Annotated in this window: 26 protein-coding genes and 2 pseudogenes; 10 read left to right on the top strand and 18 right to left on the bottom strand. The window is 64.7% G+C overall.

Annotated elements, in window-relative coordinates; translation table 11 throughout:
* Positions 1-142: 142 nt before the first annotated feature.
* The 4 genes from OCL97_RS07930 to OCL97_RS07915 all read right to left on the bottom strand — a co-directional run bounded on the left by OCL97_RS07930 (position 143) and on the right by OCL97_RS07915 (position 2,875).
* Entirely contained in the window at positions 143-2,047 is a 1,905-nt protein-coding gene (locus OCL97_RS07930) for a copper resistance system multicopper oxidase (protein ID WP_377369130.1), read from the bottom strand.
* 72 nt (positions 2,048-2,119) lie between these two features.
* Positions 2,120-2,449, bottom strand: coding sequence for an RNA polymerase sigma factor (locus OCL97_RS07925; protein ID WP_377369138.1), 330 nt, complete (start codon positions 2,447-2,449; stop codon positions 2,120-2,122).
* A 63-nt stretch (positions 2,450-2,512) separates the two neighbouring features.
* Positions 2,513-2,626: a sigma factor gene (locus tag OCL97_RS07920; RefSeq protein WP_377369128.1), complete on the bottom strand. Its 114-nt coding sequence runs from the start codon at positions 2,624-2,626 to the stop codon at positions 2,513-2,515.
* A 105-nt stretch (positions 2,627-2,731) separates the two neighbouring features.
* Complete coding sequence (locus OCL97_RS07915) at positions 2,732-2,875, bottom strand: hypothetical protein (protein WP_377369126.1); 144 nt, start codon at positions 2,873-2,875, stop codon at positions 2,732-2,734.
* A gap of 1,337 nt (positions 2,876-4,212) precedes the next feature.
* On the opposite strand from OCL97_RS07915, the gene OCL97_RS07910 reads away from it, so the two are divergent.
* Together OCL97_RS07910 and OCL97_RS07905 are read left to right on the top strand one after the other, a co-directional pair.
* Positions 4,213-4,440, top strand: coding sequence for a hydroxylase (locus tag OCL97_RS07910; protein ID WP_377369124.1), 228 nt, complete (start codon positions 4,213-4,215; stop codon positions 4,438-4,440).
* A 477-nt stretch (positions 4,441-4,917) separates the two neighbouring features.
* Positions 4,918-5,812: pseudogene (locus tag OCL97_RS07905) on the top strand (integrase core domain-containing protein).
* A 77-nt stretch (positions 5,813-5,889) separates the two neighbouring features.
* On the opposite strand, the gene OCL97_RS07900 reads toward OCL97_RS07905, so the two are convergent.
* Together OCL97_RS07900 and OCL97_RS07895 are read right to left on the bottom strand one after the other, a co-directional pair.
* Complete coding sequence (locus OCL97_RS07900; protein WP_377369122.1) at positions 5,890-6,477, bottom strand: RNA polymerase sigma factor; 588 nt, start codon at positions 6,475-6,477, stop codon at positions 5,890-5,892.
* The gene (locus tag OCL97_RS07895) at positions 6,474-6,914 is read right to left on the bottom strand and encodes a periplasmic heavy metal sensor (protein ID WP_377369120.1); all 441 of its coding nucleotides are present in this window, start codon (positions 6,912-6,914) and stop codon (positions 6,474-6,476) included. Before OCL97_RS07895 ends, OCL97_RS07900 begins: the two co-directional genes overlap by 4 nt.
* A 1,207-nt stretch (positions 6,915-8,121) precedes the next feature.
* On the opposite strand from OCL97_RS07895, the gene OCL97_RS07890 reads away from it, so the two are divergent.
* The 3 genes from OCL97_RS07890 to OCL97_RS07880 all read left to right on the top strand — a co-directional run bounded on the left by OCL97_RS07890 (position 8,122) and on the right by OCL97_RS07880 (position 9,280).
* The gene (locus tag OCL97_RS07890) at positions 8,122-8,532 is read left to right on the top strand and encodes a DUF305 domain-containing protein (protein WP_377369118.1); all 411 of its coding nucleotides are present in this window, start codon (positions 8,122-8,124) and stop codon (positions 8,530-8,532) included.
* Positions 8,533-8,650: 118 nt separating this feature from the next.
* Positions 8,651-8,785, top strand: a complete 135-nt coding sequence (locus OCL97_RS22655) for a hypothetical protein (RefSeq protein ID WP_457852593.1) — start codon at positions 8,651-8,653, stop codon at positions 8,783-8,785.
* Positions 8,786-9,016: 231 nt separating this feature from the next.
* The gene (locus OCL97_RS07880; protein ID WP_377369116.1) at positions 9,017-9,280 is read left to right on the top strand and encodes a transposase; all 264 of its coding nucleotides are present in this window, start codon (positions 9,017-9,019) and stop codon (positions 9,278-9,280) included.
* A gap of 116 nt (positions 9,281-9,396) precedes the next feature.
* Here the strand turns inward: OCL97_RS07880 and OCL97_RS07875 are convergent, their stop codons facing one another.
* Positions 9,397-10,653, bottom strand: a complete 1,257-nt coding sequence (locus tag OCL97_RS07875; protein ID WP_377369114.1) for a type II restriction endonuclease — start codon at positions 10,651-10,653, stop codon at positions 9,397-9,399.
* Positions 10,654-10,799: 146 nt separating this feature from the next.
* On the opposite strand from OCL97_RS07875, the gene OCL97_RS07870 reads away from it, so the two are divergent.
* Complete coding sequence (locus OCL97_RS07870) at positions 10,800-11,267, top strand: YybH family protein (protein WP_377369112.1); 468 nt, start codon at positions 10,800-10,802, stop codon at positions 11,265-11,267.
* An 80-nt stretch (positions 11,268-11,347) separates the two neighbouring features.
* Here OCL97_RS07870 and OCL97_RS07865 read toward each other — a convergent pair whose 3' ends face one another.
* From OCL97_RS07865 to OCL97_RS07855, 3 genes are all read right to left on the bottom strand, one after another.
* A complete protein-coding gene (locus OCL97_RS07865; RefSeq protein WP_377369111.1) occupies positions 11,348-11,665 on the bottom strand; it encodes a hypothetical protein in 318 nt (105 codons plus the stop codon).
* Positions 11,666-11,731: 66 nt separating this feature from the next.
* A complete protein-coding gene (locus OCL97_RS07860) occupies positions 11,732-12,118 on the bottom strand; it encodes a hypothetical protein (protein ID WP_377369109.1) in 387 nt (128 codons plus the stop codon).
* A gap of 57 nt (positions 12,119-12,175) precedes the next feature.
* Positions 12,176-12,481 carry a hypothetical protein gene (locus OCL97_RS07855; RefSeq protein WP_377369107.1) on the bottom strand — a complete coding sequence of 102 codons (306 nt, stop codon included), beginning with the start codon at positions 12,479-12,481 and terminating at the stop codon, positions 12,176-12,178.
* A 166-nt stretch (positions 12,482-12,647) separates the two neighbouring features.
* Here OCL97_RS07855 and OCL97_RS07850 point away from each other — a divergent pair.
* A pseudogene (locus tag OCL97_RS07850) lies at positions 12,648-13,378 on the top strand (IS481 family transposase).
* Here OCL97_RS07850 and OCL97_RS07845 read toward each other — a convergent pair.
* Positions 13,375-13,650, bottom strand: a complete 276-nt coding sequence (locus OCL97_RS07845; protein ID WP_377369105.1) for a metal-sensitive transcriptional regulator — start codon at positions 13,648-13,650, stop codon at positions 13,375-13,377. The pseudogene OCL97_RS07850 and the gene OCL97_RS07845 sit on opposite strands and share 4 nt — an antisense overlap.
* 91 nt (positions 13,651-13,741) lie before the next feature.
* On the opposite strand from OCL97_RS07845, the gene OCL97_RS07840 reads away from it, so the two are divergent.
* Positions 13,742-16,096, top strand: coding sequence for a heavy metal translocating P-type ATPase (locus OCL97_RS07840; RefSeq protein WP_377369103.1), 2,355 nt, complete (start codon positions 13,742-13,744; stop codon positions 16,094-16,096).
* A gap of 32 nt (positions 16,097-16,128) precedes the next feature.
* On the top strand, positions 16,129-16,350 hold the full coding sequence (locus OCL97_RS07835; RefSeq protein WP_377369101.1) for an ion channel: 222 nt from the start codon (positions 16,129-16,131) through the stop codon (positions 16,348-16,350).
* A 116-nt stretch (positions 16,351-16,466) separates the two neighbouring features.
* Here OCL97_RS07835 and OCL97_RS07830 read toward each other — a convergent pair whose 3' ends face one another.
* The 4 genes from OCL97_RS07830 to OCL97_RS07815 are packed head-to-tail and all read right to left on the bottom strand — an operon-like array spanning position 16,467 to position 20,820.
* Positions 16,467-17,669, bottom strand: a complete 1,203-nt coding sequence (locus OCL97_RS07830) for a patatin-like phospholipase family protein (protein WP_377369099.1) — start codon at positions 17,667-17,669, stop codon at positions 16,467-16,469.
* Positions 17,670-17,718: 49 nt separating this feature from the next.
* The gene (locus OCL97_RS07825) at positions 17,719-18,414 is read right to left on the bottom strand and encodes a cytochrome c3 family protein (RefSeq protein WP_377369097.1); all 696 of its coding nucleotides are present in this window, start codon (positions 18,412-18,414) and stop codon (positions 17,719-17,721) included.
* Positions 18,411-19,094, bottom strand: coding sequence for a hypothetical protein (locus OCL97_RS07820; protein ID WP_377369095.1), 684 nt, complete (start codon positions 19,092-19,094; stop codon positions 18,411-18,413). Before OCL97_RS07820 ends, OCL97_RS07825 begins: the two co-directional genes overlap by 4 nt.
* A 1-nt stretch (position 19,095) precedes the next feature.
* On the bottom strand, positions 19,096-20,820 hold the full coding sequence (locus OCL97_RS07815; RefSeq protein ID WP_377369093.1) for an FAD-binding oxidoreductase: 1,725 nt from the start codon (positions 20,818-20,820) through the stop codon (positions 19,096-19,098).
* Between the two features lie 462 nt (positions 20,821-21,282).
* Here OCL97_RS07815 and OCL97_RS07810 point away from each other — a divergent pair, with 462 nt between their 5' ends.
* Entirely contained in the window at positions 21,283-22,332 is a 1,050-nt protein-coding gene (locus OCL97_RS07810; protein WP_377369091.1) for a type II glyceraldehyde-3-phosphate dehydrogenase, read from the top strand.
* Between the two features lie 39 nt (positions 22,333-22,371).
* On the opposite strand, the gene OCL97_RS07805 is transcribed toward OCL97_RS07810, so the two are convergent.
* The 3 genes from OCL97_RS07805 to gnd all read right to left on the bottom strand — a co-directional run bounded on the left by OCL97_RS07805 (position 22,372) and on the right by gnd (position 24,190).
* Positions 22,372-22,866: a DUF411 domain-containing protein gene (locus OCL97_RS07805; protein WP_377369089.1), complete on the bottom strand. Its 495-nt coding sequence runs from the start codon at positions 22,864-22,866 to the stop codon at positions 22,372-22,374.
* Complete coding sequence (locus tag OCL97_RS07800) at positions 22,842-23,096, bottom strand: heavy-metal-associated domain-containing protein (protein ID WP_377369088.1); 255 nt, start codon at positions 23,094-23,096, stop codon at positions 22,842-22,844. The genes OCL97_RS07805 and OCL97_RS07800 overlap by 25 nt, the downstream gene beginning before the upstream one ends.
* Positions 23,097-23,203: 107 nt before the next feature.
* Positions 23,204-24,190, bottom strand: coding sequence for a phosphogluconate dehydrogenase (NAD(+)-dependent, decarboxylating) (gene gnd, locus OCL97_RS07795; RefSeq protein ID WP_377369086.1), 987 nt, complete (start codon positions 24,188-24,190; stop codon positions 23,204-23,206).
* Between the last annotated feature and the right edge of the window lie 4 nt (positions 24,191-24,194).

Genomic DNA, 24,194 nt, shown 5'->3' with positions numbered 1-24,194 from the left:
GGGCGCGGCGGTGCCGTCCGCTGCGCCGCCTGAGGGGCGGCCGGTTGCGCAGGCATGACGTGGCCGGCGTGCGGATCGGCCGCTTGCGCCGCGGCGGCGCTCGCCGAACCCGCCAGCGCCAGAGCGAGGAGAGACGACCGGATCATGCCGCCGCTCCTTGCGCCGGGCGCACCTTGAACACTTGGAACATGCCGGCGTGCATGTGGTAGAGCATATGACAGTGGAAGGCCCAGTCCCCGGCCTCCGCCGTAACATCAAACGTCACTTTCCCCCCCGGCGCCACGTTTACGGTGTGCTTTCGCGGCATGTGCCCCACGGGGCCATGGACTAGCTCGAAGAAGTGTCCATGCAGGTGGATCGGGTGGGTCATCATGGAGTCGTTAATCAGGGTGATGCGCACGCGCTCGCCTGACCGGAAGGAATAGGGCGGCGGGTTTTCACTGAACTTCCAGCCATCGAAGCCCCACCAGAAACGCTCCATGTTTCCGGTTAGGTGGATATCCAAGGCGCGGTCAGGCGGCCTGGCGTCGGGGTTCGGCTCGAGAGCGACCAGATCCTTGTAGACCAGCACCCGGTGACCGACGCTTTCAAGGCCCAGGCCCGGCTCGCCGGTTCTGTCCATCGGCATCGGCGTGATCATCTGCACACCAGGGCCCTTTTTGATCTGAGGAGCCTTTGACCAGTCGAGCATGTTCATCTTCATGCCCCCCATGTCGCCCATGATGTCCGAGCCGCGCTTGTGCGGGGCGGCCATGCCGGGCGGCGCCATGGCCGACATACCTGCCATCGCTGCGTGTTCCATTCCCGGCATCGCTGGGTTGTTCATTCCGGCCATGGCCGCCGGGGTCATCCCGGGCATGTTTGAATGGTCCATCCCAGGCGTGCCCGCGGGGTCTGCGCTCGCCGGGGAGCCATGGGCGGACATATCCATGCCCATATCCTTCATGGTCAGAATTGGCCGCTCCCGCAGGGGTGGTACAGCAGCACTCATGCCTGGGCGCGTCGCGAGGGTTGCGCGTCCCATGCCCGATCGGTCGATGGCCTCGGCGACCAGAGTGTAGGCGCGGTCTTCGGTGGGCTGCACTATGACGTCGTAGGTCTCAGCATTGCCGATCTGGAATTCGTCCACCTCGATCGGACGCACATTCTGGCCGTCCGCCGCCACGACCGTGAGCTTCAGGCCCGGAATGCGGACATTGAAGATCATCTGGGCCGCGGCGTTGACGAAGCGCAGCCGCACCCGCTCGCCGGGAGTGAAGAGCCCGGTCCAGTTGTCCTTGGGACCATGGCCATTGACCAGGAAGGTCTGCGCCGAGCCGGTGACGTCGGAGATGTCCGTCGGGTCCATGAGCATCTTCGCCCACTCGATCCGCTCGGCGAGCGTCTGGTCCTTGCCCGACAGCAGGCCGGCGATCGTCTGGCGCTGGTAGTTGAAGACCCCGGCCTGCTGCTTCAGTCGCTTGAAGACCAGGTGCGGGTGCATCTCGCTGTGATCGGCGAGCACGATGACATGCTCGCGCTCGGCGACGACCGGATCGGGCTTGGCCGGCTCGATCACGATCGGCGCGTAGTGGCCTTCGGCTTCCTGGAGCGAGGAGTGGCTGTGATACCAGTAGGTCCCTGACTGGATGACCGGGAACTCGTAGACGAACGTCTCCCCAGGCGGGATGCCGGGGAAGCTCACGCCGGGCACGCCATCCATCTGAAACGGGACGAGGAGGCCATGCCAGTGGATGGAGCTGTCTTCGTCCAGAGTGTTGGTCACCGAAATCCGCGCGCGCTGGCCTTCCCTCAGCCGCAGTAGCGGACCAGGGACCGTGCCGTTTATGGTCACCGCATGCTGCGACTTGCCGTCGATGGTGACCGGCGTGTGGCCGATTGTGAGTTTGATGTCTTCACCCGACAGCGTCGGCAGGGTGGAGACCAGCCCCGGAGAGGCGCTGAGCGCCCAACTGGGGAGCAGCGCGCTAATGGCTGCGCCGCCGCCTAGAAGCGCGGCGCCTCGCAGGAACGAACGGCGGTCGAAGTGGGCTAAGCGCCGGGGCATCAAAGGTCCTGCGTTCTGATCTCAGCGGAGATAGGGCTTCCCACAGTGGGAGGGTCAAGCGGCCACCCCACCCTAGGAGTACGCAGCGCGGACGGCTGCCCCTGAGGAATTCGGAGTCCGAATAGCTGCGCAGTCGATAAGTTCCGCGAGCCGCTGACGGGCGCGATACACCCGCGCTTCGATGGTCTTGACGGTGACGCCTAGCAAGTCGGCCGCCTCCTGCTGGCTCAGCTCATCGAAGTAGGTCAGCAGCAGCGGCTCCTTGAGCTTTGCCCGAAGCAGATCGATCGCCTTTTGGATCGAGGCCCGGCGCTGGGCAGGGATCGGTCGCGACTCGCCGAAGGGCGTCGGGTTGGGCTGGGCCTGGGCTTCGGACGACTGGTCGTCCTTGTCGCCGCGGATGAAACGGCGGACGGCGAGCCGCCGCGACCGGTCGCGGCACTTGTTCGGTGCGATAGCCCGGAGCTACACCGCGAGCGGGCGACGCGCGTCGTAGCGCGCGAGCGCCCGCCATGCGGCGATAAAGGTCTCTTGAACCACCTCGACCCCTGCGTCGGCGTCGCCAACGTATCGGCGCACGAAGCCGTAGAGCGCCGGCTTGTGGCGCCGTAGGAGCTCGCTGAACGCCCGGTCCTCTCCGGCGCGCGCGCGCGACCAGGTCGAGGTCTGGGACCTCGTTTTTCCTTACGGCGCCTGTTCGGTCAGGGTTGCGCCGATATGCTGGTCGAACTGCAGAGCCTGATCGGCCGTGCGCACGGTGCGCATGGCCAGCACATGGAGGATGGTTTCCTTCTGCAGTTCGCCCATGGCGCCGTGGAAGCGTTCCACGGCCGCCTGAACCTGCGGGGAATATTTATGTCGATCCTGGATGGCGCGGCCAGTTCGGCGTTGGCGGCGCGAAGCTCCGCCTCTCGCGCGCGGCGGCGCACCGCAAAGTCTTGCTCGATAACCTCAAGCCGCTGCTTCTGCTCCGCCGTGAGCCGCAGCTCCTTGTGGACTCGTGCAGCGACGGCTGGTGACGCTGCTCGTAGATAAAACGGGCGCCGATCCAAGTGCCGTCGATCGCCGCCAGGACGGTCAGGATTACCGTGAGGAGAAGCCCGCGGCTAGTCCCGCTCACCGGTGATTATCCAGTAGTGTCGAGGGCGCGAGTTCCGCCTGGACCGAGAAGGCGGAAATTTCCCCGCCTTCATGGCGATGCGACGAGGAGCATCGCCATGCCTGACATGCGGGGCATACACCACGCCGGCGGCGCGGCCGCCCCTTGTTGCGACCCCGCAAGGACAGAGTCTCGTCCCCCACGACGACATCAGCTTGGTTCTCGCCTCTATCTCCAAGGTGGCGTGACGGCATCTCCAAGGTGGCGTGACGGCGGCGCTTCCGGCGCGCTCCTATCAACGCACCCAGGCGGGAGGACGGCTGTCCGCTGATGAGGGGTGGGCAAGCCATGCGCGAGCAGTGCATGACCATACGGGAGCAGGTTCCCGCCGACGCCCCCGGCGGCTCGGTCGGCCCCCCGAGATCGCGTCGCGCGCCCTGATCCCCTTAGACGCGCGATGAGCGAGGGTGTCGGCGGCCGGTTGACCGGCCGCCGATGCTTCCTCGTCACACACGATTCTCCTCAGGCGGAGTCCATCTGGCAGCCATTTTGGCTGATGCTTGGCGCGGCCCTCCCGGCGATCGCCCCCTAGGCCCCCCCGTCACACCGCCGCCCCAACAATCACGGTCAACCACGGTCAGATTCCGATGCCGACTGCCAGCATGACTAAGGACTTCAAGGTCGCGCCCGAGTCGTTAACAGCGGCAGGCCCGGCGACAGGCCTAAACTTGAAGGTTCCCCTAGGCGATATCACGGCCATCGCCAATTTGAGATGTCGCGGCTCCGACGCGGCGCGCCTGCGCCCCCACCCAAGGCGCAGTGCGCGAACACCCGCGCCTTGCCGCCCGGCAGCAGAAGAGAGGTGAAAATACATCAAACCCCGATCTCTGCGACGGAACGGGTCCATTTCATCTGGAGGTCAATTCGGCATGCATTTTAAGCATTCTTGGGCCAGTCTGCTCATATTTTCAGCTCACCGTTCGATATCCAGACAGAAGAAACCCTGTGCCGCTCATCAGCCGCATCATGGTATAGGTGCAATCCATCGCTTAGCAGGAGAGACAGAATGATGTTGAAGAGAGTGAACACCTTGGGTGCGATCGCCGTGTCGGCGGCGGTGCTTGCCGCGTGCGCGACCACCAATGAGCCGCCGACCGCTGAGCAGCGAGCGGCTTGCGAACAGATGCTAGAAATGGGCGAGGGCACCACGCACAGTCACTCGTCGGAAAAGAGCGGGGCGGTGAACACAATGGCCATGACCCATGCGCAGTGCCGCCAGCTGCTAGGCAAATAGGCTCTTGGAGGCGTCTAATTGACCTCCGCCAAGTAGAAGTCAGCGCCGCCTCTTTGTCCCTGGGCGGCGCCTGCGGAGTGTCGAGTGCGATAGCCCGATCGCTTGTGATCGTTCGCATCGGCGAGACAGCCTTGGTTGGAGACAACGGAATCGCACAGCAAGTCACGCCTAGCGCCCGGTTCCATCGCCACGGCGTCCGAATAGCCTTGAGCGCTGGCGTCTGAAGCGCGGTTTTGGCGCTCGCGGACGCCAGCGCGGTGGCCGTGGTGCTGCGGAGGTGTGGCACTGACATTAGCCCCGCGCTTCAGAGTGGTTGCGGCTTGGGACAAGTATACTTAAACGCCCGTCCGGTTCAGAGCAGAGTTTTTAACGGTCCAAATGTAACTGCCGATCCTTTTGGTGCGGGGTGAGGGTGACGTGACCCCCTGAAACTCCTCCAGAAATAATTAGGGTCCGCCCCAGGAAAGGGACGGACGAATGAAGCGATCAAGGTTCACGGAAGAGCAGATCATTGGGATCCAGCGCGAGCAGGAGGCCGGCGTACCGGTGGCGGATCTGTGCAGGAAGCACGGGCTGAGCTCGCCGACCTTCTACAAGTGGAAGGCTAAGTACGGAGGCCTGGATGTGTCGGAGGCCCGGCGTCTGAAGGCGCTGGAAGATGGAAGGGCAAGCTGAAGCGGATGCTGGCCGACGCGATGCTCGACAACGTCGCGCTGAAGGATTTGCCGGGAAAAAGTGTTGACGCCCGCCGCGCATCGGGAGGCTGCAGCGTATCTGCAGTACCCCTAAGACGAGTGAGCGGCGGGCGTGCCGGGTGATCGGGTGGAACGGGCGAGCGTGAGCTACCAAGCGACACGGCGCGCCATCGGGACGCGTCGGCCGATCGAGACGCCGCTGGCGGCCAACCAGCGCTGGAGTCTGGACTTCGTCTCCGACTAGATGACCGACGGGCGGCGCTTCCGCATTCTGACAATGATCGACAACTGCACTCGTGAGTGCCTGGCCCTGGTGGCCGATACCTCGCTGTCGGGACGCCGGGTGGCGCGCGGGCGCGCGAGCTGGACGCCATCATCGCTCAGCGCGGACGCCCGGACATGATCGACAACGGCACGGAACTGACCTCCAACGCCATCCTCGGCTGGGCCGACGAGACCGGCGTCGGCTGGCATTACATCGCCCCGGGCAAGCCGCAGCAGAACGGCTACAACGAGAGCTTCAACGGCCGCCTGCGCGACGAGCTCTGAACGAGACCCTCTTCCGATCTCTGCCGCATGCCCGCGCCGTCTTGGAGGACTGGCGGCGTGACTACAATGAGGTACGACCCCACTCGAAGCTCGGCTGGATGGGCATACAAATTCCTACGATCATTTGACGACGAAGCAGCGGCTGGTGATGTGGAAAGGGTTCAGCGGCCCGCCTCTCTGCATACGCGACTTGCGGAGCTCACCCCTAAACGAATTTGTCCGAAATTGCCGAACGGTCGAGAATCTCGGCGAGCTGCTGGCGCGCTCGATAGACCCGTGTCTCGATCGTTTTGACCGTCACGCCTAGCAGTGAGGCGACTTCCTGCTGGGTTAGCTCGTCGAAATACGTCAGAAGCAACGGCTCCTTGAGCTTGACCGGCAGTCGGTCGATGGCCTGCTGGACAACCGCTCGTCGCTCCGCCAACAAGACGGACTCCTCGCCGTCTGGCGCGGGATCCGGCTGCGCCTGGGCCTCGAACGATTGGTCGCTTTTCTCACCGAGAATGAGCTTGCGCACCGCCAGACGGCGAGCGCGGTCACGGCACTTGTTCAGCGCTATGGCGCGGAGCCACACGGGGAAGCTCCGCTGGCTGTCGAACTGCGTGAGCGCCTTCCACGCGGCCACAAAGGCCTCCTGCACAACGTCTCCGGCCGCCTCGGAATCGCCAACATAGCGGCGCGCGAAGCCATAGAGGGGCGCCTGATGGCGTTGCATGAGCGTGGTGAACGCCCGATCCTCCCCGCCCAGTGCTCGTAAGACGAGTTCGTCGTCCGTCTCTTCTCCAGCCGTCACAGGGCCGATTCGGTGAGGGCCTCGGCGACGCGCTCATCGAACCGTGCGGCCTGGTCGGGCGTCAACACGGTGCGCATCGCCAGGACGTGCAGGATAGTTTCATTTTGAAGGCCCCCCATGGCGTCGTGGAAGCGGTCGACCGCGGCCTTCACCTCCGGCGAATATTCGTGACGCATCTGGATGGCGCGGGCGAGCTCGGCGTTGACGGAGCGTAACTCGGCCTCGCGCGCCCGGCGACGCACCGCGAAGTCCTGCTCGAGCACGCCCAGCCGCCTTCGCTGCTCGGCCGAGAGCTTCAGCTCGTCATGGACGAACTCATGCAGCGAGGGTTGGTGACGCTGCTCGTAAATGTAGCGCGCGCCTATCCAAGTCCCGCCCACGGCCGCGATCACCGTCAGGAAAAGCGTAAGGATGAACCCGCGGCCGAACACGTTCATTTGTGGTGATCCAGCAGCGTCGAGGGCGCCAGCTGCGCATTCACTGAGAAGGCGGACATCTCCTGTGGCTCCGCCGCCAGGGCGGACGCCGTCGCGCCGCCGCTCGCTACGCCGAGGCCCAGCGCGCCTAAAAGGGCTGCTGCGCGAACGGCGAAGAGTGCTGGGGCCGCCGCCCGGGCCTGGCGAATTCTGTCGATGCCCCGCCAGACGTTAAGTTCCAGCTCATGACAGCTTACGGGGGGGGGCTGAGATCGAAGGATGCTCAGCGCTTCATCAAGTCTGTCGTTCATCGCAACATCCCACCTTGTTCAGCCACTATACGCATTCCCTGACGATATCCCCTCACTTGAGGGCTCCGGCCTCAAGGGTCGCGTGTCTACTATAGAGTCGGGGACGCAGGGGCGCAGGAAGGGTTCGTAGCGAACCCGACGCGGGCAAGGCAGGACAACCGTTCCCGGCCGATCTTCCTGCACGCACTAGCATTTGCTTCGTCCTCGCTTTGGGGGATGGTGTTGTTCCACCACCAGCTGCAGTGGACGTGGGACGCGATGCCAATGGCTGGTGTCCTTGACCGCACGGGCCTGGGTGTTAACGCCCTCGTCATCCTCTTCGGCTTGGTCTGACCCACGCTGATTGCGATGCGATCGCCGGCCATCCCCTTCTGGTGGCTGTCGACCGAGTGGTTGGCCTATCTAATGTTCCCAGAACCCTGGACGCCGACCGTTCCGAGGCGCGCGCTTTGTCGCGCACGAATCGCCAATAAGACCGATCGCAGATCTACCGACGCAACGATCGTTCAGTCACTGCGTGGGATAACCTGTGCGATCTGCGCTGCCGCGCGCCGCGAGGTGCCCGGAGATCTGTCGGCCCGCCAACCTAGCGACGGAACGGGCCAACATGACCGTCTGAGGAGGCGCCGAGCCCAGGCCCTCGTTTCGTGGTTCAGCAAGCAGGGATCAGGCCCGCACCGAAAAGCTACCAAACCCGAAACTTGCCGATCGGGAGCAGGAGGCGCGTTTGGCAGTCCTCCTTCGCGCAGGCTGAAGCCACTGGCTCACCGCTCCCCTTCCAAGCTTTGGAATTTTGGCCGTCTCGCCGATCTTCAGTCGTCAAGCAACGAAGGCGCTCTCTGGATGTTCTACTTGTTTGCGCGATCCGCCGGCTGCCTCGGACGCGCCTCCCTATTTGTCAGCACGGAACAGAGATCATGAGAAAGACAACGACCCTCCTCGCCGCGATTGCTGCGCTAGCGCTCTCCGTCACCACGGCTTCGGCTCAGTCCAGTCAAGGGGCTATGAAAGGCATGGACCACAGCGCGATGGGCGGGATGAAGGGGATGAAAGGGATGAAGGGCGATCACAACATGATGGCCATGAACGAGTACATGACGGCCATGAAGAAGATGGACCAGGCCATGATGAACGCGAAGGGCTCAACTCCCGACGTCACGTTCGCTCGCAAGATGATGGCACACCACCAAGGCGCTATTGACATGGCCCAAATCGAACTTCGCCACGGTAGCGACGCCGACGCGAAGAAAATCGCTCAGAAGACGATCGACGAGAACACAAAAGGGACGAGCGAACTTGAAGCTTGGCTAAAGTCGCACGGCGGCTAATTTAAAGCTCACGCGTCGCCGCAATTCTGCCCGGCGGCGCGCGAGCGTTGTGTCGGGCCCTTCAGGGGTTCCCGCAGGCTAAGGTGTACGATCGAAGCGCGGGCGTCGGCCAATCACGGTGGCCCGCAGCAATGTCATCGGCCACGAGGCGCGGCTGAGGCCAGAAGCCTATGTGAATTCCTATGCTAAGCGGGGCAAGACCGATGCGGAGAATATCGCCGAGGTCGTCACGTTTGGTTGCCGTGAAGATTGAGGTCCAGCAAGCGGTTTGATGCCCCACAAGACGCGCGATCTCGTAGTCCGCCAAAGGACAACCTGATCAACGCCCTTCGGCATCACCTGAGCGGGTTCGGGATCAGCTCAGCCCAAGGCCCGGGCGTTCCGGCGTAAGCGGGGCTTTGCCCCCCACCTTCCCAGGGGCGCGTTGATCGCGGAGTCTCCCGGCCGATGTGTCGAGTTGGCTTGGTGTGCTGATGATGTGCTGATGATGCCTGCGGCGCGTCGATTCGAGGTGTTCACAGGATCTGGGCGGCGGCGGCGGCGCTGGAGCGCCGAGGCCAAGGCCGAGATCATCGCCGAGAGCTATGCGACGTCGGTTGGCGAGACGGCTGATCGGCATGGCTTGTCCAAGGCCCAGCTCTTCACCTGGCGCCGAGATGCGCAGCAGGCCGCGGCTGTCTCCGGCTTTGCCAGGGTCGAGGTCGATGGCTCTGATCAGACGTCCGCGAGGTCGGGGTCATCGAGGTGACGATGGGCCCGGCTTCCATTCTCTTTGCGCCCGGCGAGTTAAAACGCTCGAAACGCGACTCTATTTGGCCCGCAAGTTGCTGGCCGAGCGGCTCGACGCCGACTTGCGATCCTCAACTAGGTGAGCCGATGGGAAATCGTCTCCAAGACAGCCACGCCAGCGCCGAAGCGCGCAATCGCTTCGCGATGCTGCTCAAGCGCGCTATACGGCAGATAGCGTATGCTGAGGTTGGCGATGCGGCTGAAAGCAGGACGGGAGATCTGCGACCGCACATCAGCCTCGCGCTTGTCAGGGGCGACAAGGAATAGGCTGTGGAGTTGGGTGGCTCCGCCACCCAGCGCGAGGTCGAGCATTCGGACGATGCCAGAATAGATCGAGGTCGTATGCTCGACCTCGAAGGCCGCGACGATCTCGCCGTTCCCATCAAGCCACAGCACGTCGATGAGGCGCACAGCTTCGGCGCCGGGGCGGCTGTCCACCGCGGGGGGCAACTTCTCAAGGCAGTGGTCCCCGAGGCGGCCCGGCCCATGGTTTCGGCCCCGATCATTCCGCGCGATCCAAACGCCGTAGCCAAGCGCCCTTCCAAGGTCGCGAAGCCAGCCCTGGACTTCCGTGTGGGTGCGCTCCTCGGCCTCACCCGCCATCGGCTTGGCGGCGGCGCGAACCTTCGCCAAGTCAGCCGCCCAGGCGGTTTTGGTCGCGGCGTCGTCAGAACGAGGCGGCGGCGCATATAGCCCCATGCCAAGGTCAAAGCAGAACGCCGCCGCGGCTCCGAGGTCATTAGACAGCAAATCCCTGTGCCTACGATTGAACGCGATCAGGCCCTCCCGCATCGCCAAGTACTGATCCCAACGCCCGAGCTTTACGTTGGCGCCGGTCAAGGCGTTGTAGCCACGCACGATGGCCGTGTTAAACGGCGGCGCGATGGTGGGGTGCAAGAAGTAGAGGATGTTGGCGACTGCCGGGCCCAGGCCCTTGATCTTCAGCGCATCAATCCGGTGGATCTCGGTCAGGACATGCTCTTCGGTGTCGCAACAGACGCAGGCGTGCAGAAGTTGGCCGAAAGCACGCTGATTTCCCGGGTGCTCGTAGATGTCCGGAATGCGCAGCTTAGGTTTCCAAAGGAAGGCGTGGTCGGCTCCCTTGAACACTTGCCGCTGCTCGGCGATCGAATGGACGACGGTCTCCAGGGACGATCCGCGGTACGATACGCCGAATCGATCATCCCTGATCTCAGCGGCGACCTGCTGGACGCCGCGTCGGATTGAGCGGAAGTTCTTTAGCCGCTCCTCCCAGAGGAACCAGCTATGATAGGCGCCCGTCGGGTCGTTCCGCCAGCGGCTCAGAAGTTCACGCGTCAACTCGTCGGACAAACCCATTCCCTCCGCAGACACGTATGCTCGTCGCCCGTTCCTCCGAGCACAAGCCGCGATGCCGCCCCTTCTTCCCTTTGAGGTCTCCAATGACATCCTTCCCACGCAGCGCAGTCGCCGTTCTCGCTACGTCAGCACTCGTTGCCATGCCGACGGCGAGCGCCGGGCACCCGGCCGTCTTGCAGCCGATAGCTAATGTCGTCGCGGCGCTTTCGGGCGAGGCAGGGGATGCTGCCGCGACCATTGACGCCTTCCACGCAGCCTTGAAGGCGGGAGATGGTGATGGAGCGACGGCGCTGATGAGCGACGACGCTCTGGTTTTCGAAGCCGGTGGCGCGGAGCGGTCGAAAGCCGCTTACACTGCGGAACATCTGGCCGCCGACATCAAGTTTGAGCGCGATGCAAGCGCGTCGATCCGGCAGCGCGTTGGCGCGGCGGCGGGCGGGATCGCCTGGATCGCCACCGAAGGCCGTGTCCAGGGCCATTCTGGGGACAAAGTGTTGGATCGTCTGACGACCGAGACAATGGTCCTGCGCAGGACTCCTGCGGGGTGGCGCATCGTCCACGTTCACTGGTCATCACACGCGACGCCGCCGGCGCCGAGCGCGCGCTAACAAGGGGGTGCCAGCCTGCTCAATTCAGCTGAATGACTATGACCTGGTCGCATGCACTCGGGGCGATTTCGACAATCTACCTACTGGGGATGGTTGTCGGCGGGCGAGTCCGGACTAGGCGCCATGCCCATCCCGTGCGCGCGCGCGCGCGCTTCGCGGCCCCGTTCCATCCCCCCCCGCGCGTCGTAGGGATGATCGTCGCCGGTTTTTCCGGTTAATCCCGCCTGGGTCTCCGACTCGCCTTCGCCGCCTGAGATTGCGCTGGCGGCGGCGGGCGCTGCATCCTGCGCCGCTTTGGACCCCTTCTCCGTGGTCGGCTTCTGCTCACATGCCGCTAGGCTTAAAGCGAGCGCCGTGGCGGTCACGACATGTGTGATGGATCTTTCGAGATTGATCATTGTGCTCTCTTAGGGGGTTTACGGCGCAAGGCGCGGAAACGGGCCGAGAGAGCCCGCCACTGCCACTTACATGTGACCATCCATCTTCATCGGCGGGTCGGCTTTCTTCATCGACATGGCGTCGTTATCGCCCCGGGTACTCATACCGTCGGCATGAGCCTTGGCGCCCATCTCCATGCCGCCCTCATGCGCATCGCGCTCCATGTCCATGCCTTCTCGGTGGCCTTCGGCGCGCGCCTCTTCGAGGGACTCGGGGGCGTCGGCGCCGTGGCGCTCGTCGTCTTGCGTGGCCGTCGCCTGGGGCGCAGTCGAAACGCCCGCCCCCGCAGTGGTAGCCGCCGCGGGTGGGACCTCTGGGCTAGTCTTTCCCTCGCAGGCCGAGAGGCTGAGCAAAAGCAGCGAGACGGCCGCTCCCATCATGGCCGGGCGCAGGAGGGTGTTCCGGGTAGGCATCTGGGGTTCTCGCGGTGTGCGTTGATGGTGTGAGGAAAACTATCGTTGGCCGGGCGCCTACTTCTTGGGTTCCGCCATCTTCGTCGCGCACTTGCCGTGCATCTTGTCCATCGCGGCCTTGCTGAGCGGGTGCCGCATCTGCGGCCTCGGCGCGCCCTTCTCGGCAGAGTGGTCGTGCAAGACATGGCCGTCCATCTTGCGGCCCATGACACTCTTGCACTCTTCGTGCGTGGGGTTCGCCGGATTCTTGGTGGTGACGGCCGACGCGGGGGCGGGTAGATGGCCGCTGTGCGCTTGCTGGGCGAAGCCTTGGCCCGCCGCGGTGAGACTGAAGGTGACGATAGCGATAAACAGTGCGCGCATATGAGGTCCATAATGGTTTCGTGGAGACCGAGCGAACGGCCTTCTGCACCCACCCTGGCTAGCAGCTGCTAAGTCTTGCCACTTTGATCTTGATCAACTGGGGCTGAGTGTTCCCGGCAGGCCCGGGCTAGGTGTTCAGTCCCGATGTGTGGGGGACTCAGTTTAGCTGAGTGCTCACGCCGGGAGGAGCTATGGGCAGATACTCCACGGCAGCGCCACCACCACGCACGCCATCCGAGCGGCGATACAGCGATCGAAGGCTCCGCTCAAAGAGCTAGCGGCGAGGTATGGCCTCAACCGCAAGACCGTCGCCAAGTGGCGGAAGCCGAGCTTCCTTGAGGACGCGCCGATGGGCCCCAAGGCGCCGTGCTCGACGGTACGGACGGCCGAGGAAGAGGCCGTGGTGGTCGCCTTCCGCAAGCACACGCTGCTGCCGCTGGACGATTGTCTGTACGCCCTGCAGGCGACGATCCCGCACCTGACCCGCTCAGCCCTGCACCGATGCTTCCAGCGCCACGGCATCAGCCGGCTACCCGAGATCGCCGGCGACAAGCCCGGCAAGCAACCCTTCAAGCGCTACCCACTAGGCTACTTCCACATCGACATCGCCGAGGTCCGGACCGAGGAAGGTAAGCTCCACCTCTTCGTGGCCGTGGACCGGACATCGAAGTACGCCTTCGCCCGGCTGGTGAAGCGCGCCACGGGCATGGCGGCCACAGCCTTCACCGGCAGCTTGAGGACCACCTCGCCGCCTTCCCGGACGCCTACAACTTCGCCAGGCGGCTTAAGACCTTACGAGGCCTCACACCCTACGAAGCCATCTGCAAGGCATGGGCTGATGAACCGCAACGCTTCAGGCTCGATACCGTCCACTTGACCTCGGGACTGAACACCTAGCGACCATGGCGCTCCATTAATGCGATCAATTCCGCCGTCTTCTGGTGGCGTTCCGCTTCATCAACACTCACCATCGCGTCGGTCAGGCAGTCCTCTAGATGCTTCTTGAGCAGCGCGGACTCCACGCGCCGAACAGCGGCCCTGACGGCATGCAACTGCGTCATTATGTCGAGGCAGCAGCGGTCCTGTTCCATCATGCGGGCGATGCCCCGCACCTGCCCTTCGATCCTATTGAGGCGGTTGAGCAGACGTGGCTTGTCAGCGTGTTCCATGCGGGCCTCGGTTCGACGTTGTAGTATACTTGCTTTGGGTTTTGAACAATGCCCCATGGGGGTATATATGTTGTGCCGAGGAGATCCAAGCATGGGCGATCATGATCACGCACAGCATCCCAATCGGCATGGCAGCGCCCAACCCGCGCAGCACGGCAAGACCGCGACCGACCCGGTCTGCGGAATGAAGGTCGATCCGGCTACGTCATCCCACCACGCGGTGCACGAGGGCGCCGAGTTTCACTTCTGCTCGGCCGGATGCCGTACGAAGTTCATCGCCGCGCCCGCGAAGTATCTGGCCGAGAATCCAACTCGGCCGCCGGTCCCGCGCAGCGGAGATATCTACACTTGCCCGATGCACCCGCAGATCCGACAGGATGGTCCCGGCAAGTGCCCGATCTGCGGCATGGCGCTCGAACCCGAGTTGGCGACGGCCGACAGCGGCCCGAGCCCCGAGCTTATCGACATGAGCCGCCGCTTCTGGGTCGGCCTCGCCCTGGCGCTGCCCGTTCTCGCGCTCGAAATGGGGGGGCATCTCCTCGACCTGCACCGCTGGATCTCGCCGACCGCGTCCAACTGGGTGCAACTGGTGCTGGCGACGCCCGTGGTGCTGTGGGCCGGATGGCCGTTCTTCGAGCGCGGCTGGGCGTCGCTGCGGACGCGGAATCTCAACATGTTCACCCTCATCGCCATGGGGATCGGGGTGGCGTGGGCCTACAGCATCGTCGCCACCCTCGCGCCGCACATCTTCCCGCCGGCGTTCCGGCGCGCCGATGGCAGCGTTGCGATCTATTTCGAAGCCGCTGCTGTGATCACGGTGCTGGTGCTTCTCGGGCAGGTGCTGGAGTTGCGCGCGCGGGAGCAGACCTCCGGTGCGATCAAGGCGCTGCTGGACCTTGCGCCCAAGACTGCGCGGCGGGTCCGGAACGACGGAGTGGACGAAGAAGTGACGCTCGATCAGGTCCTAGTGAGCGACCAGCTACGCGTGCGGCCAGGCGAGAAGGTCCCCGTCGATGGCGAGGTCGTGGACGGCCGCGTGTCGATTGACGAGTCCATGGTCACCGGGGAATCGATGCCGGTGACCAAGAAGCCGGGCGACAAGGTCGTCGGGGGCTCGATCAACAAGACGGGCTCGTTCGTCATGCGGGCGGAGAAAGTCGGGGCCGACACCCTTCTTTCGCAGATCGTCCACATGGTTGCCCAGGCGCAACGCTCCCGGGCGCCGATCCAGCGGATGTCCGACCAGGTGTCAGGCTGGTTCGTCCCGGTGGTGATCGTGATCGCCGTCCTGGCATTCGCCGCCTGGGGGGTCTTCGGTCCCGAACCGAGGCTTGCCTTCGGCCTCATCGCGGCGGTCTCGGTGCTGATCATCGCCTGCCCGTGCGCGCTTGGACTGGCGACGCCGATCTCGATCATGGTGGGGGTCGGTCGCGGCGCCGGGGCCGGAGTGCTGATCAAGAACGCCGAGGCCCTGGAGCGCTTCGAAAAGATCGACACGTTGGTGATCGACAAGACCGGAACTCTCACCGAGGGGCGGCCCGCGGTCACCTCCATCGTGCCGGCCACGGGGTGGGACGAGGCGGAAGTGCTTCGCCTGGCCGCCGGCCTTGAGCGTGGCAGCGAGCACCCCCTCGCGGACGCCATCCTCCGCGCCGCCAACGATCGCAAGCTAAGCCTTTCAGAGCCGTCCGACTTTGACTCGCCTGTGGGCAAGGGCGTTCTGGGATCGATCGACGGGCGGCGTCTGGTGCTCGGATCCGGCAAGTTCCTGAAGGAACAGGGCGTCGACACTAGCGGACTCGATAGTCAGGCAGAGTCGCTCCGCGCTGACGGCGCTACCGCGATCTACATGGCGGTGGACGGACAGGCCGCCGCGGTGTTCGCAATCGCGGACCCCATCAAGGCCACTACGCCGGAAGCCGTGCGCCTCCTGAAGGCCGAAGGCGTGCGGCTTGTCATGATGACCGGCGACAACCGGACGACCGCGCTTGCGGTGGCCCGCAAGCTCGGGATCGACGATGTCGAAGCGGAGGTGCTGCCGCAGGATAAGGCGGCCGTGGTGGAAAAGTTCCGGGCCGAGGGCCGCAAGGTGGCCATGGCGGGAGATGGCGTGAACGACGCACCGGCCTTGGCGGCCGCGGACGTCGGGATCGCCATGGGCGCGGGCTCCGACGTCGCCATTGAAAGCGCCGGCGTCACCCTGCTCAAGGGTGACCTGCAAGGGATCGTGAAGGCGCGGCGGTTGTCCCGGGCCGTGATGCGCAACATCCGCCAGAACCTGTTTTTCGCCTTCGTCTACAATGTCGCTGGCGTGCCGGTGGCCGCCGGCGTGCTCTACCCCGTCTTTGGCTGGCTGCTCTCGCCTGCCATCGCAGCGGCTGCCATGGCGCTGTCCAGCGTTAGCGTCGTCACCAACGCTCTGCGCCTGAGAAGTGTAAAGCTCTAGCTTACCTCGGGCCGACTGGGCGCCGGCGGCGGGTGCAAGTCGGGCTCGTCCGCCTACATGAAGTGGATCTCCGACGGGGCCTTCGCGAACGCCGATTGGTTGTGGGTTCATCCACCTCGTCGGAGGCTGGGCCGGCTCTCTACTTCTCTACGGTCACATATTTCGCGATCGGCTACGGCGAACTGACGCTGGCCAAGCGCTGGAGGATCCTCGGGGCCATCGAGGGCGCGAACGGCTTCATATTGTTGGGATAGTCGACGGCGTTCTTTGCTCGGTGGTCGCTCACATCCGCGCGCTTGAGCACAATTGGCTAGGCCAGGAGTATCACCGTCGGTAATCCCATCAACTGGAACCGATCGGTGGGCGAGCCTCATCCGATCTCCTGTTGTGCGCGTGAATCATCGGCGCTACGGAGGAAGTCGTAGACGGCGACCTCCCCGGGCGCTCTCGGCAAGCTGAGCGTCTGCGGATGCTTGAGGCTTTCGGCCGCGTTCTCGTAGCCCGCCCGCCAATGGTCCTCCATGCTGCGGCGGGAGAAATCGTAGTCCTTCGACGCTTGCTCATAGGCTGGCGAGCGGTAGATGAGCTGAACAATGTTGAAGCCGGCCAGATCGGCGGCTTCCGCCAGCCGCATAGTTTCGGGCGTGCAAACGAGCTCCTTGGGCAGGCTCTGGATCAAGTCCTGGAGGGCCGCACGCAGTTGTTGCTGCTCACGAAACCGGTCGGTCGCGGCGCGTGTCCGGCTGGAATACTGAATTTCTTTCATTCGGACCGCAACGCCTGCGAGGTCGCTTGGCCGCGAGCCTTGAGCGCTCCAGAGGTCCACTTGAAACACAAGAGTGTCCAGCCCTGAGCGCGCAGACAGGACCCAGTCCAGGGGGGTGTTGGAGACCAGACCTCCGTCCCAATAGGCTTCCCCGTCCACCTCCACGGGCGCAAAGGCCGGAGGCAGAGCGCCACTCGCCATGACGTGTTCGGCGGCTATCGTGTCGGTGGCGTTGTCGAAATAGGCGAAGTTTCCCGTGCGCACGTTTACCGCGCCGACGCTGAACCGCATGGCCGACGGATGGTTGATCAGCTCGAAGTCGACCAAGCGCTCCAGCATGGCGCGAAGTTCGCCGGCCTCGTACCAGCTGACCGCCGCTTCTGCGCCGGAGACATGCAGCCCGGGGGGCGGAAATCGCGGAGAGAAAAAGCCTGGGACGCCGGTAAGCATTACGCCAGCCGCAGCCCACTGGTTTAGCAGGCCGCGGAAGGGACCGGTCCGCCAAGGATCGGTCTTGTAGGCAGGTACTGGCCAGCGATTGGCGCTCACCGCGTCCCAGAACGTGCGAAGCTTTGAAACCCGTACCGCCGGCGCGTTGCCGGCGATGATTGCACTGTTGATCGCGCCGATGGAGATGCCGGCGAGCCAGGTGGGCTCGACGCCTCTCTCGGCGAGCGCCTCGTAGACGCCGGCCTGGTAGGCGCCTAGGGCGCCGCCGCCTTGTAGCAGAAGGGCCACGCTCTGGAAGGGCGTGCCGTTGGGCTTCGGCTGCTCTGGTGACGCGCAAAGGCGCGCGCTGCGACTCATCCACCGCCGTCCAGACGCCGGTGGGCGGCGATCGCGAGAGGCTCGGTCATCAATGCACCTTCACCATGCCAACGCCCTTGATGTTGTTGAACGAGTCGGTCTGGTGACAGAGCTCACACTGTTCGACCCGAGCCCCCTTCTGGCCCGAGATCGAACGGTCCATCATTTCGAAGTGCATCATGTAGTGGCTCGGCGGTGCTTTGTGGCACTGCGCGCAGTCGGTGGATTTGGGGCTCGGATGGAGAAAGCTCTTGATCTCCCAGCTCTCGGTCTGGTGACAACTGGCGCACTGCTTCCCGAAGAAGCCGCCATGAGGATCTTGGAGGGAATGGCAGGTGGCGCACTGCAAGCTCCCCGAGCCGCCATCGCGTTGTTGTGCCATCACTTCGAGCACAGCGTGATCCATTTTGATAGCCCGGACGTCGCGACCCTGGTGCTCGACGTGACAGCCTTTACAATCCCCAATGTTTTGGTGGAACGCAGTCGCCGGCTTCATTAGCAACTCCTGCGCTGGCGCATGGCAGGTGACGCACTTCTGCGCCGTCACGCCTTTGACCGGTGCATGGCAGCTTTCACACTTGTCGCCCAGGAAAGCGTGGGCTTCCGATAAGGCGCCCGGCCGCACCGCGCCGGTCCATCCGGGCAAGGCGTGACCGCCACCCTGCCAAAGCGTCCACACGACCCCAACGACCAAGACCATGCCGAATACGCTCAGCGCCGCGTAGATCGGCCCCGGCATCTTCATGGGAGCCACCTCAGTCCATAGTAGACGCCAGACCAGATGTGGAGCGAGAGCAGCGTGTACATAACGATGGCGGCGAGGATGTGGATGACCACCCACCCATTGAGCGAGCGCTTCAAAGTGTCTCGTGCGCCGATGGCGAACTCCAGATCGGAAATGGCGCCCAGCAGGTGATCCATTCTGAGGCCGGAGGGATCGACTACGAGTTCATCCTTGAGTCCGGCGGCGGCCAGGGCGAGGCTGTCGTAGCGATCGCGCAGCACAGAAAGCTGGCGTTGTTGATCCCGCAAATCCTGGCCGAGCTCGACCAGGAAGTACCGTCCGACAAAGCCGCTGGCGACGACGAGGAGCATCGAGACCATAAGTCCGATGCCCAGGGGATTTTCCAACTTGTGACCAGAGTGTAGGACGCCCAGGACCGCCCCGATCGCGCCGGCATAGACGTGGAAGGTCAGCACTTGGCCTAGGGATACGCGTCCGGTGACGAGCGCCTTGACCCGCCCCTGGCGCTTGACCAGCGTGTAGGTGAGCAAGGCCACGAAGAGAAGTGCCGCTGCGATGCCCAGGACACTGCCCGGCAAGCTGCCGGGGAACCGCGGGGCGGAGTGGAACAGAAAAGCGGGCGCGGTGAGCGCCATCGCGCTCAACAGTCCTTCGACGATGACCTTCTCACTGCGCGTCATGTCATGCACCCACGACGAGGTCGCCGACGGACTTCGCCTGGCAGGCAAGGATGATCCCGTCGCGCTTGTCTTCCTCTGTGAGGGAGTCCTGAACCTCCATGGTCACGGATCCCTCCCGGAGCGGCACCTTGCACCGTCCGCAAATCCCCACGCGACACTCGTAGTCGATGGCCACGCCGATCGCCTCGGCGGCTTCCAGCACCGACTGATCGGGGGCCAGGCGTCCGGACTTGTTGGACTTCGAGAAGGTGACCGTCGATTGCGCGGACGGGGGGGCGGAGGGAGAGGAAGGCGCCACATCGACGACGCCCGCGACCACGGCCGGCGGAGGCTGGGTTTCAAGAACCGGCCCGCCTTTGGGAGGAGCAAAGTCCTCCGTCTTTACCTGATCGTCGGGCACGCCAAGTTGTTGGAGGACACCTTTGACCGCGTCCATCATCGCGGGCGGGCCACAGAGGTGAACTCGGCGGCGGACGATCTCCGGCGCCGCCGCACTGATGAACTCGGGCGTCATGAACCCGACCGGACCGCTCCAGTCGCTGCCCTCCGGCTGGGCCACGATGCTCGTGACGTGCACGTTCGGGTGCCGGCGCGCAAGATGCGCCAGTTCCTCACGGAAGATGATGTCGGCGGGCGTGCGTACGCCGTAGAGCAGGAAAATGTCGTGTGGGTAGGCTCGGTCGGTCAGGTAACGCAGCACGCTCATCATGGGTGTGATGCCAACCCCGCCCGCGATCAGGACAATGCCTTCCGCCTCCTGTCCGGTGAAGAAGAAGCTACCAGCGGGCGCGGCCACCTCGATGAGGTCGCCAGGGTCCACGTGGTCGTGGAGATGGCGTGACTCCAGGCCGTATTGCTCGCGCTTGACGGTGAGTTCGATGTAGTCCCGCTGGCTGGGCGACGAGGAGATCGTGTAGGACCGGCGGACCTTCTTGCCATCGATCTCCGACGTCACTGTCGCGTACTGCCCCGGTAAGAAGGTAAATGGGAACGGCCCGACGTTCGGCTCCATCAGCCGGAAAGTCTTCACCCCAGGTGTTTCCTCGAAGATCGCCTTGACACGTAAGACGCCGAGCCAGGGGCGCCGGGGAGGCACCCCCCCCTCCGCCGCCTTGGCCGCCGCAGCAACCGCTGGAACCGGCGCATCGGCGCCGCCGGTCCTTGCCGAGGGCGTAGGTGGAGCGCCTGGCGTCAGCCGTTGGGCAAGCGTCCCAACGCGACGGGCGCGCGTCCACTGAACCCAAAGCGCCGCCGCGAGGGCGGCGGTCAGAAGAACCATGAACAGTGCGTGCAGCCAGGATAGGCCGCGGAAACCGCCGGCCATTCCTGAATGGTCCGCTGGCGGCAGCGCCATCTCCCGTCGGAACCAGGTCAGGGCGGCCCGCGCGGGCGACTGGCCCTCGTCGAGCGCCTTGAGCGCTCCGGCGCCGCTTTGCGCCAGGGACAGGCCGCCCCTGATATCGCGCAAGGCGGTGAGCGCCGCGCTAGCGTCATTGGAGGCCTGAGCGCGATGCAGAGCAGCCTGTCCCGCGGTTACAGCCTGCGAGCCCGATCCCAGCCGCGTAAGCGCTTCAGGTCGGATCCGCGCGCGCGCTTCATCGGTCAGTTTCGGGAAGTCCATCATGGACGCATAGAAGGGCTTGGGTCCCATTGGGCCACAGCAGCCGGCCGCGCCTTCACCCGAGCCGCCGCCCATGCCGGAGGTGCCCATCATGTCCCCCATCATGCCGCCCATCCCGCCCCCGGCCGCGGGCGCTGGTGCCGGGCCGGCGCCCGCGGTCGAGCCCGGGGCCGACTTCATTCCGCTCATTCCAGCACCGGCGTCCGAGGTTGCACCCGCGGCTGGTGGGTGATGCGCGGCGTGATCCTGTGCGGATACCTGTGCGAGGGCGATGGGGGATGGCGCCGTGGCCGCGAGAGCTAAAGCGGCCACGGCGGCGGCTCTCAGGCCAGAGGGGCGGGACGGCGACGGAACAGTGTGCATATGCAGGTGAGATCCTGAACCATACGACGCCTCTAGCCGGAACGCGGCGCGTCTTTGAAGGCGAGACGTAAGAGACGCTGTGACTGAGCGTCCGTTACAGCACCGGGGGCAAACAGAAAGCATCAAGGCTCCGCCCTAGCGCCCAAATCGCACCGCCCGGGCGGACCCAACGGCTATCTTATCGGAAAAGGAGGAGGTGCGAAAATGGCAGGCAAGATTCGGGTCGGCGTGAACGGCTATGGGGTGATCGGCAAGCGTGTGGCTGACGCTGTGCGCGCCCAGCCGGACATGCGCCTGGTGGGGGTCTCCGACGTCGCCGCCGACTGGCGTACACGCGCGCTGCACCGCAAAGGCATCCCCTTGTTCGCCGCCACGAACGAAGCGCATGAGCACCTTGCGACAAGCCAAATTCCTGTGGAAGGGCGCCTGCAGGACCTGCTCGAATCCCTGGACGTCGTCGTGGACTGCACGCCGAAGCGGATCGCCGCCGTGAATGTGCCCGTCTACCGCCAACTCGGGCGAAAGTTCATCGTGCAGGGCGGCGAGAAGCACGGCGTAACCGGTCACTCCTTCGTCGCAGAATCCAACTATGAAAGCGCAGTCGGCCTCGACGCGACCCGGGTCGTCTCCTGCAATACGACAGCGACCGTGCGGACCTTGACCGCCTTGAAGCGGGCTGGGCTGCTCCGACGCGCTCGCGGCACGCTTATGCGGCGCGCCACCGACCCATGGGAGAGTCACCTGGGCGGTATCATCAACACTCTGGTGCCGGAACCGGAGATCCCGAGCCACCAAGGTCCGGATGCTCAGACGGTCGATCCCGACCTCGATGTGCTGACGATGGCCGTCAAGGTTCCCGAGACGATCGCCCACCTCCACTACTGGTCGGTTCAGCTTTCCCGAAGCGCCCAGAAGGAGGAGGTGCTGGACGCCTTCCGCGCTTCGCCCCGCATTTTCCTCATGCCCGACAGCTATGGCCTAGCTGCGATCAACTCGGTGAAGGAGCTGATGGCGGACCTCGGCCGCCCCCGGGGCGATCTCTACGAGGTTGCGCTTTGGTCCGACATGCTGCGCGTAGAGGGCGACGAGGTGTTCTATACCTATATGGTGGACAATCAGGCCATTGTTGTCCCCGAGACCATCGACGCCATCCGGGCGCTCGCCGGCCGCGAGCCTTCCGGCCCCGCCTCGATACGCGCGACCGACGAGGCGTTGGAGATCTGGCGCAATCCGCTCAGCCCTGCTGCGGGGTAGGCGTCCCTTGCGACGGCAGCGCCGCCACTCACGCTTAGATCAGCCGTGCCGCGCGAAGACCCGCGTCTTGCCTCCCGGCATGAGTAGCAGCGTCTGGTAGGCCTCGACCTCCCCTTTTGGGGACTCCATGCCGGGGGACCCGAACGGCATGCCGGGAACGGCGATGCCCAGGGCTTTCGGCTTCTCGCGCAGCAAGCGCGCGATGTCGGCCGGCGGAATGTGGCCGACCACGACATAGCCGCCGACTGTCGCAAGATGGCATGACGACAGCTCGAATGGTACGCCATGTCTGCGTCCGAGCGGACTGACGTCCTCCACGACCACCTCCTTGATGAGGTAGCCCGCCCGGCGCATGTGGGTGATCCAGCCCTTGCAACAGCCGCAGCTGGCGGTCTTATAGACCGTCACAGGGGTCGGGCTCGCCGCGAGGGCGGGTGCTCCGGACACGAGCGCCACGCTGGCGGCCAGCAGATATCGACGGGTCAGCATCTCTGTCATCTCCTTGCGATTCAGCGGCGCGAGCCGCAGCAGCAAGGGCCGCTGCTGGGCGCCGCCGCCTCGTCCTGTTCGTAGAAAGCCGGCGTATAGCCAGCCTTGCTGATCGCCCCCGCCACAGCGGACTGCTCGCGGTCAGACCGCACGTCGACCCGCTTGCTGGCAAGGTCAATGGCGATGTCCGCGGCTGGATCCAGCGCCTTGATGGCTGCGGTTACTGCCTGGACACAGTGCCCACAGCTAAGGTCGTCCACTCGATAGCTAAGCATTGAAATCTCCAACTGTGATGGCCTGACGCCCCGTCAGATGGGGCTTCCCACGATGGTAGCAAGCCGCCCGTCGCATGGCCCATGCGCAGCCGAACGCCGGGCCTTACTCATTGCGGCATCTCGACGTGCCCGCCGAACCCGAAGCGCATCGCCGAAAGGACCTGATCGGCGAATGTATGCTCCACCCGGCTGCGATAGCGCGCGAACAGCGCCGCGGAGAGGACGTTGATCGGGACCGCCTCCTCCATCGCCGCGTCGACTGTCCACTGCCCTTCACCCGAGTCGGAGACCCGGCCCGAGAACGGGCTCAGCATCTGGTCCTTGGCCAAGGCCGCGGCGGTGAGGTCGAGCAGCCAGGAGGAGATGACGCTGCCGCGCCGCCAAACTTCGGCGATGTCGGTCAGATTGAGCTCGAAGCGCTCGTCCTCAGGCAGCCTGTCCGACGCCCTGCCCTTGAGGATATCGAACCCTTCAGCATAAGCCTGCATCAACCCGTACTCGATTCCGTTGTGGACCATCTTGACGAAGTGGCCGGCGCCAGCGGGACCCGCGTGAATGTAGCCCTGCTCAGCGCGCGGATCCTCACCCTCCTGTTCCAAGCGGGCCGGTGTGCGCGGAATGGTGCCGAGCCCCGGCGACAGGGTTGAGAAGATCGGGTCAAGCAGAGCGACGGTCGCCTTGTCCCCGCCAATCATCATGCAGTAGCCGCGCTCCCGGCCCCAGACTCCGCCTGACGTGCCGACATCTACGTAGTGAAGGCTCTTCTGCTGAAGCTCCTTGGCCCGTCGGATGTCGTCCTTGTAGAAGCTGTTGCCTCCGTCGATAATGATGTCGCCTGGCTCGGCGAACCCCGTCAGCGTCTGAATGGTGTCCTCGGTGGCCTGGCCCGCCGGCAGCATCAGCCAGAAGATGCGCGGGGACGCCAGTTTGGCGGCGACGTCCTCCAGCGATGACGCAGCGATTGCGCCCTCCCCTGCGATTGCCTCGATGAGAGGTGGGTTGCGATCGAAGCCGACGACGGTGTGCCCTCCGCGCATCAGCCGCCGCGCGATATTGGCCCCCATCCGGCCCAGACCGATGACCGCTAGATGCATGGCG

Origin of the sequence: Phenylobacterium ferrooxidans (assembly GCF_042714595.1) — a bacterium.
In the GTDB taxonomy this organism is placed as follows: Bacteria; Pseudomonadota; Alphaproteobacteria; order Caulobacterales; family Caulobacteraceae; genus Phenylobacterium; species Phenylobacterium ferrooxidans.
The sequence above is the reverse complement of the archived record's forward strand: the minus strand, read 5'-3'. Positions and strand labels throughout refer to the sequence as shown.

Bases quoted from the DNA above. Each gene is read 5' to 3' on its own strand.
- OCL97_RS07930 (WP_377369130.1), bottom strand. From the start codon at position 2,047: ATGCCCCGGCGCTTAGCCCACTTCGACCGCCGTTCGTTCCTGCGAGGC.
- OCL97_RS07910 (WP_377369124.1), top strand. From the start codon at position 4,213: ATGATGTTGAAGAGAGTGAACACCTTGGGTGCGATCGCCGTGTCGGCG.
- OCL97_RS07895 (WP_377369120.1), bottom strand. From the start codon at position 6,914: ATGAACGTGTTCGGCCGCGGGTTCATCCTTACGCTTTTCCTGACGGTG.
- OCL97_RS07890 (WP_377369118.1), top strand. From the start codon at position 8,122: ATGAGAAAGACAACGACCCTCCTCGCCGCGATTGCTGCGCTAGCGCTC.
- OCL97_RS07880 (WP_377369116.1), top strand. From the start codon at position 9,017: ATGATGCCTGCGGCGCGTCGATTCGAGGTGTTCACAGGATCTGGGCGG.
- OCL97_RS07870 (WP_377369112.1), top strand. From the start codon at position 10,800: ATGCCGACGGCGAGCGCCGGGCACCCGGCCGTCTTGCAGCCGATAGCT.
- OCL97_RS07865 (WP_377369111.1), bottom strand. From the start codon at position 11,665: ATGATCAATCTCGAAAGATCCATCACACATGTCGTGACCGCCACGGCG.
- OCL97_RS07860 (WP_377369109.1), bottom strand. From the start codon at position 12,118: ATGCCTACCCGGAACACCCTCCTGCGCCCGGCCATGATGGGAGCGGCC.
- OCL97_RS07855 (WP_377369107.1), bottom strand. From the start codon at position 12,481: ATGCGCGCACTGTTTATCGCTATCGTCACCTTCAGTCTCACCGCGGCG.
- OCL97_RS07845 (WP_377369105.1), bottom strand. From the start codon at position 13,650: ATGGAACACGCTGACAAGCCACGTCTGCTCAACCGCCTCAATAGGATC.
- OCL97_RS07840 (WP_377369103.1), top strand. From the start codon at position 13,742: ATGGGCGATCATGATCACGCACAGCATCCCAATCGGCATGGCAGCGCC.
- OCL97_RS07830 (WP_377369099.1), bottom strand. From the start codon at position 17,669: ATGAGTCGCAGCGCGCGCCTTTGCGCGTCACCAGAGCAGCCGAAGCCC.
- OCL97_RS07825 (WP_377369097.1), bottom strand. From the start codon at position 18,414: ATGAAGATGCCGGGGCCGATCTACGCGGCGCTGAGCGTATTCGGCATG.
- OCL97_RS07820 (WP_377369095.1), bottom strand. From the start codon at position 19,094: ATGACGCGCAGTGAGAAGGTCATCGTCGAAGGACTGTTGAGCGCGATG.
- OCL97_RS07815 (WP_377369093.1), bottom strand. From the start codon at position 20,820: ATGATGGGGGACATGATGGGCACCTCCGGCATGGGCGGCGGCTCGGGT.
- OCL97_RS07810 (WP_377369091.1), top strand. From the start codon at position 21,283: ATGGCAGGCAAGATTCGGGTCGGCGTGAACGGCTATGGGGTGATCGGC.
- OCL97_RS07800 (WP_377369088.1), bottom strand. From the start codon at position 23,096: ATGCTTAGCTATCGAGTGGACGACCTTAGCTGTGGGCACTGTGTCCAG.
- gnd (WP_377369086.1), bottom strand. From the start codon at position 24,190: ATGCATCTAGCGGTCATCGGTCTGGGCCGGATGGGGGCCAATATCGCG.